We start from the raw sequence: 15023 nt of genomic DNA, 5'->3' as shown, positions 1-15023 counted from the left end.
AGCGCAAGCGGAGCCGCCCGCACTGAAGGTGGTCTTAAATGTTTAAAAATGACAATATTTCGAACCGTGCGCACCACGCCGGCTGCTAGACTGGCTCCTGGCTTCCCACCTCCCCCACTTCCATTGAGCGGCTTATGAAAACAGACCTGTTCCACCTCATCGCGCACCCATGCTTGCTCGTTGCAGCCCTGCTGGGTGCGGCCTGCGCCAACGCCGCCCCCGTCGCGGCGACGGAGCGCCAGGATAGCATCGCGGCAAGAATGGAGGGCTTTACTTGTACGGGGAACATACAAATTCCCAATGATACGGAGAAACACACGATTGAGCTCAGCTTCGACGCCCCCGACAAGCACGGCGCCCAAGGCACCCACCTGGTTGACGGGCGCGGCAAAGCAGGCAACTTTTACGGCTGCCGGCAAAACGGCGACAGCCTGTCTTGCACATACGACGCAGGGCCGGCCAGCGGCCCCCTGACCATGCGTTTTAGCGGCAACTTGACGCAGGTAAAGGGCGAGTTCAATTCCCCTTTTGAAAATAGCGCCACCATGCAATTTTCCGCACGCTGCCAAAAATCGGCGCCATAGCGGCGTCCAGTTTGCCGAAACGGTCGTGGGCGGCATGCACGAAAACCTGCAGAACTTGCTCAAGGAAATAGCATGAATCGACAAGCCCTCGTGACAATCGACATGAGCGATATCAACACGCCGCGCCAGTTGCATGCGGCACTGGCAGCCGCGCTGGACTTTCCTTCCTTCTACGGCATGAACTGGGATGCCTTCCACGATGCCATCACGGGCCTGGTGGACATGCCGCAACAGCTAGAGCTGCGCGGCTGGCCAGCCTTCGCGGCGCGCCTGCCCGGCGAAGCGGCCATCCTGCAGCGCATTCTGGCGCGCATGGCGCTGGCTGCGCCGGACGGGGCGACACACGTGCATTACATGTAGAACGGAAACGCTTGACAGCCCCGCCCGACTTCCCTTACATTGAGTGCATGTCCTCCTTCAAACATTCCTCCCCTTCCCTGCTGTCGCTATCGCGACTACTACCAGCACGCGCATAAGTTTGCCGCATTGCTTCGCCTGGCCACACGCCGGCGTGTTTCAAAAACCCTGGAAGGTTTGATGATGTTTGCACCATCCCCCGCTACACCCGTATTTTCTGACGCGACCGCCGCGACCGCCGTTGCCGTCCTTTGCCTGCTAAAACTACCGATCGCTTGCCTGGCCTAGTGTTGCGTGGCCGCCCGGCAAGCTTGCGCCACAACCATTGATTTCCCCCTATCTTCAGGAGTACCCGATCATGATGTTGCAGAACCCAGCTTCCAAATACCGCGCCTTTCCTCCAGTTAAATTGACCGACCGTCAATGGCCGAACCAGATCATCAGCAAACCGCCGATCTGGATGAGCACCGACTTGCGCGACGGCAACCAGTCGCTGATCGAGCCGATGAGCGCGGAAAAGAAGCTGCGGTTCTTCGAGATGCTGATCGCCATCGGCCTGAAGGAAATCGAAGTGGGTTTCCCATCGGCATCGCAGACGGATTTCGATTTCGTGCGCAAGCTCGTCGATGAAGGCCGCATCCCGGACGACGTCACCATCATCGTGCTGACGCAGTCGCGTGAAGAGCTGATCCGCCGCACGGTGGAATCGGTCGTCGGCGCCAAGCGCGCCATCGTGCACCTGTACAACTCCGTGGCGCCCGTGTTCCGCAAGGTCGTGTTCGGCATGTCGCGCGAGGAAATCACGAACATCGCCACCACCGGCACCACCCTCGTCAAACAGTTGGTGGCCCAGCATCCGCAAACGGAATGGGGCTTTGAATACACGCCGGAATCGTTCTCGACGACGGAACTCGATTTCTCCAAGCATATCTGCGACGCCGTCAGCGCCATCTGGAAGCCCACGCCCGCCAACAAGATGATCATCAACCTGCCGTCGACTGTGGAGTGCAGCACGCCCAACGTGTATGCGGACCAGATCGAATGGATGTCGCGCAAGCTGGCGCGCCGCGATTCCATCATCATCAGCGTGCACCCGCATAACGACCGCGGCACGGCCGTCGCCTCGGCCGAGCTGGCCGTGATGGCGGGCGCCGACCGCGTGGAAGGCTGTTTGTTCGGCAATGGCGAGCGCACCGGCAACGTCGACCTGGTGACGTTGGCGATGAACTTGTACACGCAGGGCGTGCATCCGGGCCTGGATTTCTCCGACATCGACAGCGTGCGCAAATGCGTGGAAGAGTGCAACCAGTTGCCCGTCCACCCGCGCCACCCGTATGCGGGCGACCTGGTCTTCACTGCCTTCTCCGGCTCGCACCAGGATGCGATCAAGAAAGGTTTTGCCAAACAACAACCGGACAGCATCTGGGAAGTGCCGTACTTGCCAATCGACCCGGCCGACCTGGGCCGCAGCTACGACGCCGTGATCCGCGTCAACAGCCAGTCCGGCAAGGGCGGCATGGCGTATTTGCTGGAACAGGAATACGGCCTGGTCTTGCCGCGCCGCCTGCAAATCGAATTCTCGCGCGCCGTGCAAGCCGTGGCCGACGCCACGGGCCGCGAAATCGCCGCGCAGGATATCCATGACATCTTCCAGAAGGAATACCTGGAGCAGACGGCCCCGTACGCCTACGCTTCGCACCGCATGGTGGAAGACACGAGCAGCGATGAATCCGTGCAAATCGACATCAGCCTGTCGCACCGCCAGACGCCACTGGCCCTGCAAGGCGGCGGCAATGGCCCCATCGACGCCTTCGTCAATGCGCTCGGTCTCGACATCAAGCTGATGGATTACCATGAACACTCGATCGGCTCCGGCGCCAACGCGCAAGCGGCTTGCTACGTGGAATTGCGCCTCGACAACGGCCCGACCCTGTTCGGCGCCGCCATCGACAGCAATATCGTCACCGCCTCGTTCAAGGCTGTCTTGTCGGCCGTGAACCGCCGCATCGGGCAGACGGACGCCGAAAAAACAACAGCGGCCGACGTGGCTGCCAGCGCCGCCTGAGTCTTTTCAGCGCGCTCCATAGGGAGAAAAAGCGGTACGGCTTGATCGCCGTGCCGCTTTTTCATTTCTATGCGGCAATTAGTAGTGCAAATCATGTATCACCAGCCGTATAATTGTTTCATAACAAGACCACCGGAGACAGATCATTAGCTACCGAGGGAATCAGTATGAAATTGACGGACATGAAGATAGGCGTGCGCCTGGGCGCCGGTTTTGGCGTGGTGCTGCTGCTGATGGCAGTGCTGGTGGGCACGGGCCTGCTGCGCCTGGACAAGATCGGCGCGCTCAGCGAAGCCATCATCGAGAAAGACTGGGCCAAGGCCGACGCCATCGCCACGATCCGCAGCACCACGCGTTCGAACGCGGCACTGGTGCTGGAGCTGTTCATCCATGAAGATCCGGCCCGCGCCAACGCCATTCACGGCGAAATCGACGCCAACAAAGCCACCATCACCGATGCGCTGGCCATCCTCGACCGCCTGATCGTGCTGCCTGAAGGCAAGGAACTGCTGGCCACCCTGAAGCAGCAGCGCAAGGCTTATGTCGTGTCGTTCAGCCAGGCCGACAAGCTGCTGGTGGCGGGACAGCGCGCGGAAGCGGCCATGCACGTGCGCGACGATACCCTGCCCGCCCTGAACCAGTTGCAACAATCCGTGAACCGCCTGAATGAAATCCAGCGCGGCGTGGTTGTGCATGGCGGCCAGCAGATCAAGCAGAATATTTCCGCGGCGAATGTGCTGATGGCCAGCCTGGGCACGGCCGCGCTGCTGCTGGGCGTGCTCTTCGCCTGGCGGGTCACGCGCTCGATCACCACGCCGATCGCGTATGCGCTGCGCGTGGCGCAAGCCGTGGCAGGAGGCGACCTGAGCAGTAAAATCGTGGCCGACGGCAAGGATGAAGCGGGCCAGTTGCTGCAGGCCCTGCGCGACATGAATACCAACCTGGCCACCCTGGTGGGACAAGTGCGCGGCGGCACGGGCACGATCGCCGTGGCGTCGAGCCAGATCGCCAGCGGCAATGCCGACCTGTCGGCCCGCACGGAGGCGCAAGCCAGCGCGCTGGAAGAGACGGCCTCGTCGATGATCGAACTGACGGGCACCGTGCGCAGCAATAGCGACAATGCGCGCCAGGCCGACAGCCTGGCCCGCTCGGCGTCAAGCATCGCGCAGCGCGGCGGCTCGGCCATGGCGGAAGTGATCGGCACCATGGACGCCATCAATGCCTCGTCGCGCAAGATCGTCGACATCATCGCCGTCATCGACGGCATCGCCTTCCAGACGAATATCCTGGCCCTGAACGCGGCGGTCGAGGCAGCGCGTGCCGGCGAGCAAGGCCGTGGCTTTGCCGTCGTGGCCTCAGAAGTACGCAACCTGGCACAACGCTCGGCGGCGGCGGCGAAGGAAATCAAGGAACTGATCGCCGACTCCGTCAGCCGGGTCGACCAGGGCGCGCAACTGGTCAGCCAGGCGGGCGCCACGATGGATGAAGTGGTGGCCAGCGTGGGCCGGGTCAGCGCCATCGTCGGTGAAATCAGCGTCGCCAACCACGAGCAAAGCGAAGGCATCGAGCAAATCAATGCGGCCATCATGCAGATGGATCAGACGACGCAGCAAAACGCAGCCCTCGTCGAGGAAGCGGCCGCGGCGGCGGCAGCCATGCATGAACAGGCGGGCGAACTGGAAACCCTCGTCAGCCAGTTCAAGCTGGAACAGAGCACCGGCGGCAAGACGCCAGGCCGTCCTGCTGCGTCCGTCCCGCGCTTGCACTAAGTTGCTATTCCACCTGGCGCGCCAGGCGGATGCCCGTAAATTGCCAGCGCGCGCCGGCCGGAAAGAAATTGCGGTAGCTGGCGCGTGCATGGCCGGCCGGCGTGGCGCACGACGAGCCGCGCAGCACATACTGATTCAGCATGAACTTGCCGTTGTATTCGCCGAGCGCGCCGGGCGCCGTGCGGTAACCGGGATACGGCGCGTAGCTGCTGCTGGTCCACTGCCAGCAGCGGCCGAACATTTGCCGCAATCCCGTTCCCGGCGCGCCGGCGGCCGGATGCAGCTGGCCCACTTCCACGGCGACGCCTTGCGCCGCCACTTCCCACTCCGCTTCCGTCGGCAGGCGCGCGCCAGCCCAGTGCGCATAAGCGTCCGCCTCGAACAGGGACAGATGCGTGGCCGGCGCCTGCCAGTCCAGCGGACGCAAGCCAAATAAAGTGAATTCCTGCCAGTGCCCGGCGTCATCGCGCTGCCAGTACAGCGGACATGCCAGCTGCTGGCTGCGCACCCAGTCCCAGCCTTCGGCCAGCCACAAATGCGCCGTGCGGTAGCCGCCCGCCTCGATGAAAGCGAGATATTCGCCATTCGTCACCAGCGCGCTGGCCAGTTCGAACGGCGCCACGTATTGCGGATGGCGCGGCAATTCATTGTCAAAGCAAAAACCATCGCCTACATGGCCGATCTGCGCCAGGCCGCCGTCGAAGGCGAGCCAGGCCGTGGACTGCGCAGCTTGCGGCGCTGGCGGAGCGGCGTTATCAAGGTAAGCGGGAAACAGGGCGCTCTGCGCCAGCAGATGCTTGACGTCCGTCAACAGCAGCTCCTGGTGCTGCTGCTCGTGTTCGAGGCCCAGCGCCAGCAGCATGGTCAGCCGTTCGCGCTCGCCGCGCGCCAGTTCGCCCGCCAGCAGACGCGCGATGCGCGCATCGACGTTGGCCCGGTAGGCGCGCACGACATCCATGCCGGGCCGCGTCAGCAAACCCCGCTGGGCGCGCGGATGCTTTTCGCCCACGCCGTTGTAATAGGAATTGAACAGCACGCGGAAGGCGGGATGGAACGGCGCGAACGCCGCTTCCATGCTTTCCAGGATAAACGTTTCGAAAAACCAGGTGGTATGCGCGAGATGCCATTTCACGGGACTGGCGTCCGGCATCGACTGGGCGCCGCAATCCTCGTCGGACAGGGGTTCGGCCAGCCGCAGCGAGTGCTGGCGCACCTTGTTGTAATGATCGATCAGCATCATTTCTTTCTTAATCCCGGATCACTCTGGCGTAAATCACGGCAAACCACTGCTGCGGGTCCGTCCAGACTTGCACGGTGGAAAACCCGGCCTGCTCCAGCAAGCCGACGAAGGTGGCGCGCGTGTATTTGTAGCTGTCTTCCGTATGGATGCGCTCGCCTTTCGCGAAGCGCCGCTGGCCGCCTTTCCAGTGGACAAGCTGTTCGCTGCGCGCTTCCAGGTGCATCTCGACGCGGCGCTCGTCGGCGTTGAAAAAGCCGTGGTGCTGCCACGCGCGCACGTCGAAGTCGGCGCCGATCAGCCCGTTCACGTGGCGCAGCATGTTCAGGTTGAAGGCGGCCGTCACGCCCAAGGCATCGTCATAGGCCGCGTCGAGGATGGCGTCGTCCTTGATCAGGTCGACGCCGATCAGCAGGCCGCCGTCGCCGTCCGCATTCGCGCGCAGGCGGCGCAAAAAGGCGGTTGCTTGCTCTGGCGCAAAATTGCCGATCGAGGAGCCGGGATAGAAGAACAATCGCCGCGCCTCGCGCACGCTGTCGGGCAAGTCCAGGCGGCTGGAGAAATCCAGGCCCAGGCCCGTCATTTCGATGTGCGGAAAACGCTGCTGCAGCCGGCTCAGCGATTCGCTGAGGAAATCGTAGGAAATGTCCACGGCCACGTACTGGGCCGGGTGCAGCAGCGGAAACAGGCTGGCGGCCTTGGCGCAATTGCCCGCGCCCAGGTCGATCAGGGTGCTGCCTGGCCCCACGGCATGGGCGATCTCGGCGCCGTGGCGGGCGAAGATGGCCGCTTCCGTGCGCGTCGGATAGTACTCGGGCAAGGCGCAGATGGCTTCGAACAGTTTCGAACCGAGCGCGTCGTACAGGTACTTGGGCGACGTCCAGGCATCGCGCGCCAGCAGGCCGCTGCTGATCTCGGCTATCGTGGCAGGAGTAGCGCTGGCCGCTTCTGCGTTGCTGGCGGGATACAAATTAAACTGCTGTTGCGCAAGTGGCATGGTCATGGGCTGGCGTCGTCTCTCAAGGTTCACGAAGGGCTTGCATGGGCGGCCACCGGGCGCGCCGCCCCTGCCGTAGCGGTTTGCGGGCGCCTTGCCGATGACTTTTTTCCATCATAACGGAATCCGCGCAAGCCAGCCGTGCGGCAGGTAACTTAAGGTCAAACCGGCAGTGTGAACACAAAAGTGGTATTGCCAAGCAAAAAGCATAAGCCTGTCGTATACTACACATTGCCGGCCAAACAATCCGCGCCCCTTTGCAGTTCCCAGGCCCCCTCTCCCCCGCGTGCCTCCCTTTACGATAGCCGTTATTAATCAAGATCAACCATGCTCGAATTGCGCCATCTGTCGAAGTCCTATGCCAATGCCCGTCCCGTGCTGGCCAACATTTCCTGCCGTTTCAAGGCGGGGGAATTCATCGCCATCATGGGCGACTCGGGCGTGGGCAAGTCGACACTGCTGAACCTGATCGCCGGCCTCGATACGCCCGACGCGGGTGCCGAAGCGCACCCTATCCTGGTGGACGGCATTGCCATGTCCAGCCTCGATGACGCCGCCGCGACCCGGCTGCGTCGCGCCCGCATGGGCTTTATTTTCCAGGCCTTCCACGTCTTGCCGCACCTGACCCTGCTGCAAAACGTGGCCCTGCCGCTGCTGCTCAACGGATTGCCCCAGGAGCGTGCCGCCAGCATGCTCGAGGCGGTCGGCCTGGGCGGACGCGGCGGCGACTTTCCGCAGCAATTGTCCGGCGGCGAAATGCAGCGCGTGGCCATCGCCCGCGCACTCGTCCACAAGCCGGCGCTGGTGCTGGCCGACGAGCCCACGGGCAACCTCGACCCGGACACGGCGCACAGCATCCTGCAATTGCTGCGCGCCGAAATCAAGGCCAACGGCAGTTGCGCGATCATGGTCACGCATTCGCTGGCCGCCGCCGAAATGGCGGACCGGACCATGATTTTGACGAAAAGCGGATTACAAAATACAACAATCGTCAACCAAATTGATCAAACAATCAGTTAATTTAACTGACCATCTGTCACAAGTTTTGTTATCGTAGTATTATTTAAAACACTTGCCTGGTTATCAATGTTGTAACGCGAATGGTGTACTACGTCACCCGGACAGCCGTACTGCGATGACGAACTATAGCCGGGACCGCGTAAAGTGGTCTCGTCCCTTGCATAACCTGAAGGAGGAGTAAATGAACGTTCGGCAAAAGAAGCTGGAAATGATTGAAGCGATGAACCGGGCGCGTGCGCTCGAACCATCGAGTTTTGTGCCCAACAAGCTGCTCGATACCCTGATCGAGAAGCTGAACCTGAAAAATGATGCGGAACTGTGCCGTGTACTGGAGGTCCAGCCCCCCATCATCAGCAAGATTCGGCACGGCAAACTGTCGGTCGGTGCAACGATTTTATTGCGCATGCATGAAAAATCGGACATCACCATCCGCGAACTGAAGGAACTGTCCGCCACGCCAGTCCATTGATCTACCCGCTGTTGTAATGCCATGCCAGGCACCCAGGTCCCCGGCGCCATGAACTTTTGCCATACAATTCGCGCAGTTCGCCCACCGCACCACAACCGGGCACGATAGCGAAGAGACCCAGCCCAAACCATGCTGACCGTTTCTCTGCCCTCCCGCTCCAGCACGCCCCCTCCAGCGTCTCCCCTGCATTTCCACTCAAACTTGATCTGACACAACACGCATAGTCCGCGCAGGCATCAAGGTCAGCTTTTAACCAGCGATCCCAACCGCATGTCCAGCGATCCTCTTGCGCCGCCCGTGCTGCGCCTGACGCTCACGCGCGATCCCCTCGCCCATGCCGGCGACTGCCCCGCCGCGCCCGGCTGGCATGCCGAAACCCACGTGCTGTCCGGCGCGCGCGGCATCGGCAGTTGCCGCATCGCCCTCGATATCGGCGCGGACGACGTGGTGCAACTGCTGCTGTGCGACGGCAGTTCGCTGCTCGCTGGCAGCCTGGACCTGCCACGCTACCTGGGGCCGGCCACATTGGCACGCGATGGCGCCCCCGCCAGCATCGAAGTGGGACTGGCCTTGCGCCCGCAGGCGGCGCGCCAGCCGCCCGGCGCCAGCCGCGACGGCCTGGGCGCCTGGATGCTGCGGGCCGTGCGCGTGTACCGCTGCGGCGCCGCCGCCATGACGGCCCTGGCGGCGGCGGGCGCATTCCAGGACCGCCAGCTGGACCAGCGCCTGGGCCTGTACCGCTGCGGCATCGAGGCGGGCAGCATGACGGCCGTCGCCAGCCTGCCCGCCGGGCCGGAACCGGTGCTGCTGCTGTTGCACGGCACGGCCTCGTCGACCCAGCGCAGCTTTGCCGGCCTGTGGCGCAACGGCCTGGCGCCGCAACTGGCGGCGCAATACGGCAACCGCATCTACGGCTATGAGCACCGCAGCCTCAGCGACAGCCCCATCGAGAATGCGCTGACCCTCGTGCGCCAGTTGCCGCACGGCGCCGTGCTGCACCTCCTGAGCCATTCGCGCGGTGGCCTGGTGGGCGAATTGCTGGCGCGCGCGCAGCGCATCGACAGCCGCGGCGCCGTCGACCTGGCCGGCGACGGCCTGGAGCGGCTGAGCGAAAACACGGTGGGCGGCGAAGCGTTCAACAGCCACGATATCGACCACTTCACGGCGCAGGCGCGGCTGGGCGGACGCGCCGGCCACGACGCGGATGCGGCGCGCCTGCGCGCACTGAGCGTGGAACTCAAAACGCGCGCCATCCGCATCACCCGCTTCGTGCGCGTGGCCTGCCCGGCGCGCGGCACCACCCTGATGTCGGGGCGGCTCGACCGCTGGGCCAGCGTGATGTTCAATCTGCTGCTGCACGGCGGCGTACCCGACGGCGCCATGGCTTTCCTGCTGGCCGTGGTGCGGCAGCGCTGCGACGCGCGCATCCTGCCGGGCCTCGAAGCGATGATGCCCGACTCGCCCCTGGTGGCGCTGCTCAACGCGCCCGACGTGCGCGTGGCCAGCCCGCTGCATGTGCTGGCCGGCGCGTGCAGCGGCGATGGCTTGCTGGGCTGGCTGGGCGACTGCCTCGACGACCAGCTGTACGGCGGGCAGAACGACCTGGTGGTCAATTGCGCCTCGATGGCCGGCGGCGCCACGCGCAGCACGCCGGTGCGGCAACTGCTGTTGCGCGGGCCGCACGCGCACCACCTGAACTACTTCGAGCGTGCGCCGTCGGGCCAGGCCGCCGTGCAGGCGCTCACTGGCGACGAGACAGCCTACCTGCCGCTATCCGGCATCGAGCACGGCCCGCTGGCGCGCGGCGGCGAAGTGCCGAAACGGCGCGCGCACGCACCGATCGTGCTGCTGCTGCCCGACATCATGGGCAGCCACCTGCAAGTGGGCAGCAACCGCATCTGGTTCGACCCCGTCAACCTCGTCGAAGGGCGCATCGAACGCCTGGCCGTGGGCCAGCCGCACATCGTCAGCGCCGGCTGGATCGAATCGTGCTACGAACCGTTTGCCCGTTTTCTCGCGCAAAGCCAGGAAGTGCGGCCCTTTACCTATGACTGGCGTCTGTCGCTGCAGCACTCCAGCAACGCCTTCCTGCCCGTGCTCGACGACGCCATGCGCGACGCGGAACAGCGCGGACAGGCGCTGCGCATCGTCGCCCACGGCATGGGCGGGCTGGTGGCGCGCCTGGCCCTGAAGGGCCGCTGGCAGCGCTTCGGCGCCCTGCCCGGCAGCCGCTTGCTGCAGGTGGGCACGGCCAACCGCGGCACGCAGGCGATGGTGCAAGTGCTGCTGGGACGCGACCGGCTGGTGCAGATGCTGGCCTGCTGGATCGGCTGGAAGCACACGCGGCGCCAGTTCCTCGGCTTCGTGCGCGCCTTTCCCGGCGTGCTGGACATGCTGCCGTGGCCGCAGGCGGGCGGCATCGACTATTTCGATGCCGAGGCCTGGGCGCGGCTGGCCGCAGGCGATGTTCAAGCGGACCTGCCCGGCGGCTGGCAGGCGCCCGAAGCCCAGGCGCTGGCCGCCGCGCGCGCCACCGTGGCCCTGCTGGAAGCGGCCCCGCTCGACGCGCGCCATTGCAGCTACCTGGCCGGCTGCGCCGCCACGCCGGTGGCGCTGCGCCTGCGCGACGGCGGCATCGAGACGGCCTGGTCGCCGGACGGCGATGGCCGCACGCCCTGGCAAGGCGCGTTGCCGGACGGCGTGGCGGCCTGCTACCTGCCGGTGGCGCACGGCGACCTGCTGCTGCAAAAGGACTACTACCCGGCCATCGCGCAGCTGCTCGACAGCGGCCAGGCCGCCGCCCTGCCGCGCCACCCGCCGCACGCGCCCGGCGGCATACCGCCCCGCTTCCATCCATACGCCCCCGACGCCACGCCGCTGTACCCGCAGCCGCAGGAATTGCTCGACGCGGCCATCGGTGCCGCCGGCCCCGCCAGCGCGCCGGAGAGCCGCGCCCCCCAGCTGAGCCTATCCCTCATCCACGGCAGCATGGCCTCGGCCGACGCGCCCGTCATGAGCGGCTGCTACGCCTCCGAATCGCTGCGCGGCAGCATGAGCTTTCTCGACCGCCTGCTGGCCGGCAAGCTGCAGGAAATCCACGCGCTGGGGCGCTTTCCGCAGCGTCCCGACTCCGCCCTCGTGGTGCTGCAGCCCGACGCGGCGCGCCGGCCCGGCGGCGCCATCGTCATCGGCCTGGGCGCGCTGGGCGAGCTGACGCCGGGTGAACTGGCGCGCGCCTTTGCCGGCGGCCTGCTCGAATACGCGTGCGTCTGCCTGCAGGTGCGCGCCGCCGGCCATGTGGCCGCGCCGCCGATGGGCGAACACGGCTTGCGCGTGGCCAGCCTGTTGTCCGGTTCCGGCTATGGCGGCTTGAGCATCGCCCTGTGCGCGCGCGCCCTGATCGATGGCGCGCGCAGCGCCAACCGGCGTCTGGAAGACGCGGGCATGGCGTGCCGCATCGGCCACATCGCCATCTATGAACAGTCCGAGGCGCGCGCCATCGCCGCCGCCGTGGCCATCGAACAGATCATGGCCGAGGCGCGCTACCAGGGCAGCTTCACGTTCGAGCGGCGCATCCGCCACAGCCCCGGCGGCTACCGGCGCATCCTGCCCAGCCTGAGCGGCGACAATGGCTGGCGCCGCGTGCAGATCGTCGCCGCCGACCTTTCCGGCGCCCTGCGCTTCACCGTGCTGACGGACCGCGCGCACAACAGCGTCGACGAAGAGCCGAACCAGCGGCAAGCCGTCGATGGCCTGATCATGGACGCCACCGACAACACCACCGACCAGCCGGGCCTGTCGCGCGCCCTGTACGAACTGATGCTGCCGAATGGCCTGAAGGCTGCCATCCCCGAGATGCGCGGCCTGATCCTGGCCGTCGACCAGAGCGCCGCCATCTATCCGTGGGAACTGATGCGCGACGAGGCGGGCAGCGAGGAAAGCCCGCTGTCAACGCGCATCGGCATGGTGCGCCAGCTGGCCAGCCTGCGCGAGCAGCCGCCCGCCGTCAGCCCGCCCAGCAACAGCGTGCTGGTGATCGGCGACACCGATTCCGGCCTGCCCGAGCTGCCCGGCGCGCAAGCCGAGGCGCAGGACGTGGCGCGCATGTTCGGCGCGTACGGCTACCAGGTGCGCGAGCTGCTGCGCCCGCAGGCGCAGCGCGTGCTGGTGCACCTGTTCGACGAGCGCTATTTCGCCATCCACCTGGCCGGCCATGGCGAAGTGGCCGGTCCCGGCATCGCCCATACGGGCCTGGTGCTGGGACCGAAGACGCGGCTGACGGCGGCGCAGGTGGGTAAATTGAAGCGCGTGCCGCAATTCGTCTTCATCAATTGCTGCCACCTGGGCGACATGCGCCCGGACGCCATCGCGCCGTGGTCGAAACTGGCCGCCAGCCTGGCCACGGCCTTCATTGAAATGGGCTCGCAGGCGGTGATCGCGGCCGGCTGGCGCATCGACGACCAGGCGGCCAGCATCTTCGCGCACAGCTTTTATCACGCCATGCTGAGTGGCGAATACTTCGGCGACGCCGTGCGCCTGGCGCGCGAGGCGGCCTACCTGCAGTTCCCCGCGTCAAACACCTGGGGCGCCTACCAGGCGTATGGCGACGACCGCTACCGTTTTCCGAATACTCAGAGCCGCCCCTGGCAAGCGCCCGACTACCACTACCACGGCCACTTGCTGGCGGACCTGGAAACCCTGCACGCGCGCCTGGCGGGCGCCGATCCTGCGCGCCGCGCGGCCATCGAGGAAAAACTGGGCAGCATCGAAGAAGCCGTGCGCGCGCGCTTCTTCGGCTGCGCCGACATCCGCGAAAACATGGCCGCCGCGCGCGCCGGCCTCGGTGGCCTGGAGAACACCCTGCGCGCCATCGAACACTACCGGGCGGCGCACAGCGCGGCCGACGGCAAGGTAGGCTTGCGCGCGCTGGCGCACTGGGCGGAACTGGAGATACGCCAGGGGGCGGCCCTGTGCGGCCTCGATGCGGGCGCTGGCATCGAGGTGCCGGCCGTGCCCGATATGGCGCAGGGCCGCCAGTTGCTGCAGGATGGAAAACATCATATCGACCTGCTGGTGGCGCTGGCGCCCACGGCGCAGCGTCTGGCCCTGCTGGGACGCTACTGGGCCTTGCAGGCGCGCCTGGCCTGCACCGAAGGAAGCTCCGGCGCGCCGGCACTGCAGGCCATGACGGATGCCTGCCTGGCCGCTCTGGAAGAAGCGCGGCGGCGCAGCGGCGTGGCCGACTGCGACCTGATTTTCCAGGTGCTGGCGGGCGCCCTGCTGCTGAAAGCCCATGGCGACGGCGGCGCCTGGCGCGCGCTCGATCCGCAGCTGGGCGACTTGCTGCATGACGCCATCGCCTATGCGCGCCAGCGCCACGCGGACGAACACCGCGCCATCGACGCCGGCGCTCCCGTGCGCGCCGCCCTGCTGGCGGCCCTGTGGCAGGTGCCGGAAGGCCAGCCCTTCGACGCGCCCGCGCGCGCCGCCTTCCTGGCCCTGTACCACGACGCCGTGCAGCGCCACGGCAGCATCGGCGAACCCGAAACGATCACGGCGCCGCTGCGCTTCCTGCTCGAACTGCTGCCGCCCGACAGCGCGGACACCGGCTTGCGCAGCGCCGTGCAGGCGCTGGCCAGCCAGCTGCAGGCCTCACTTCCCGGCGTCGGTCTTAGCCAGGCACCACGCCGTAATGGCGCGCATAGCGCTCGTCCAGATTCGCCAGCGGCATCATCATGAACATGTCGGCGCTTTCGAAATCAGGATCCCAGGCCGGTTCGCCGCAAATCCAGGCGCCCGAACGCAGGTAACCCTTGATCAGCGGCGGCACCTGCGGCTTGTGCGCCGCTTCCACCTGGTGGATGGGGAAAGGCAGGTGCGGCGTGACGCGGTATTCGCTTGGGGCCATGTGCTTTTCGGCCAGCGCCTGGTACACGGCGACGGCGTTATGCCCGCCATCGGCCAGGCTGATGCTGGCGCAGCCGACCAGGTAGTCGCAGCGCTCGCGGCGCATGTACTCGGCCAGGCCAGACCACAGCAGCATGATCACGCTGCCGCCCCGGTATTTCGGGTGGATGCAGGCGCGGCCCGCTTCGACCATGCGTCCGCGCAGGTTCTTCAGGCGGCTCAGGTCGAACTCGTTTTCCGAATACAGCCGGCCGATCTTGGCCGCCTTGGCCGCGCTCAGCACGCGGTAGGTGCCCACCACTTTCAGGGTATCGGCATCGCGCACGATCAGGTGGTCGCAGTGCGCGTCGAATTCATCGCTGTCGAGGCCATCGGCGTTGGCCAGCGACGTCAGGCCCATGGTTTCGATAAACACCTTGTAGCGCAAACGCTGGACTTCGCGCACTTCCGCCGCGGTAGTGGCCTGGCTCAGCACCAGTTGGACCGGACGGGCCTTGGCTTCGTTTGATGCGATTATGTTCTGCATGGTTTCATCCCTGTGATCAAGACGACTCCAGCGTACTTGTCTAATATGTCAGGAAAATGACAGCCGAATGTCATTTCCGTGACGCAAGTCAA

General features: G+C 65.6%; 10 protein-coding genes. 7 read left to right on the top strand and 3 right to left on the bottom strand.

All coding sequences use genetic code 11. The annotated features are described in order from the left end of the window. Positions 1-134 precede the first annotated feature (134 nt). The 4 genes from P9875_RS12785 (at position 135) to P9875_RS12770 (ending at position 4775) form a co-directional block, all read left to right on the top strand. A complete protein-coding gene (locus P9875_RS12785) occupies positions 135-584 on the top strand; it encodes a hypothetical protein (RefSeq protein ID WP_035817766.1) in 450 nt (149 codons plus the stop codon). A 72-nt stretch (positions 585-656) separates the two neighbouring features. After that, on the top strand, positions 657-944 hold the full coding sequence (locus P9875_RS12780; protein WP_278318590.1) for a barstar family protein: 288 nt from the start codon (positions 657-659) through the stop codon (positions 942-944). A 355-nt stretch (positions 945-1299) separates the two neighbouring features. Further along, positions 1300-3006 carry a 2-isopropylmalate synthase gene (leuA, locus tag P9875_RS12775; protein WP_035817753.1) on the top strand — a complete coding sequence of 569 codons (1707 nt, stop codon included), beginning with the start codon at positions 1300-1302 and terminating at the stop codon, positions 3004-3006. 167 nt (positions 3007-3173) lie between these two features. Continuing rightward, positions 3174-4775, top strand: coding sequence for a methyl-accepting chemotaxis protein (locus P9875_RS12770; RefSeq protein ID WP_278318589.1), 1602 nt, complete (start codon positions 3174-3176; stop codon positions 4773-4775). 4 nt (positions 4776-4779) lie between these two features. Here P9875_RS12770 and egtB read toward each other — a convergent pair whose 3' ends face one another. Together egtB and egtD are read right to left on the bottom strand one after the other, a co-directional pair. After that, on the bottom strand, positions 4780-6012 hold the full coding sequence (gene egtB / locus P9875_RS12765; RefSeq protein WP_278318825.1) for an ergothioneine biosynthesis protein EgtB: 1233 nt from the start codon (positions 6010-6012) through the stop codon (positions 4780-4782). 10 nt (positions 6013-6022) lie between these two features. Further along, positions 6023-7015 (bottom strand): L-histidine N(alpha)-methyltransferase, encoded by a 993-nt coding sequence (gene egtD, locus P9875_RS12760; RefSeq protein ID WP_278318588.1) that lies wholly within the window; start codon positions 7013-7015, stop codon positions 6023-6025. Positions 7016-7336: 321 nt separating this feature from the next. Here egtD and P9875_RS12755 point away from each other — a divergent pair, with 321 nt between their 5' ends. From P9875_RS12755 to P9875_RS12745, 3 genes are all read left to right on the top strand, one after another. Continuing rightward, the gene (locus tag P9875_RS12755) at positions 7337-8029 is read left to right on the top strand and encodes an ABC transporter ATP-binding protein (RefSeq protein WP_034757401.1); all 693 of its coding nucleotides are present in this window, start codon (positions 7337-7339) and stop codon (positions 8027-8029) included. A gap of 181 nt (positions 8030-8210) precedes the next feature. After that, positions 8211-8498 carry a hypothetical protein gene (locus tag P9875_RS12750; RefSeq protein ID WP_034757399.1) on the top strand — a complete coding sequence of 96 codons (288 nt, stop codon included), beginning with the start codon at positions 8211-8213 and terminating at the stop codon, positions 8496-8498. A gap of 270 nt (positions 8499-8768) precedes the next feature. After that, positions 8769-14237, top strand: coding sequence for a CHAT domain-containing protein (locus P9875_RS12745; RefSeq protein ID WP_278318587.1), 5469 nt, complete (start codon positions 8769-8771; stop codon positions 14235-14237). Here P9875_RS12745 and P9875_RS12740 read toward each other — a convergent pair. Beyond that, complete coding sequence (locus P9875_RS12740; RefSeq protein WP_034786047.1) at positions 14170-14931, bottom strand: GNAT family N-acetyltransferase; 762 nt, start codon at positions 14929-14931, stop codon at positions 14170-14172. The genes P9875_RS12745 and P9875_RS12740 overlap by 68 nt on opposite strands. Between the last annotated feature and the right edge of the window lie 92 nt (positions 14932-15023).

The sequence above is a fragment of the Janthinobacterium rivuli genome (assembly GCF_029690045.1).
Classification (GTDB): Bacteria; Pseudomonadota; Gammaproteobacteria; order Burkholderiales; family Burkholderiaceae_D; genus Janthinobacterium; species Janthinobacterium rivuli.
The sequence above is the reverse complement of the archived record's forward strand: the minus strand, read 5'-3'. Positions and strand labels throughout refer to the sequence as shown.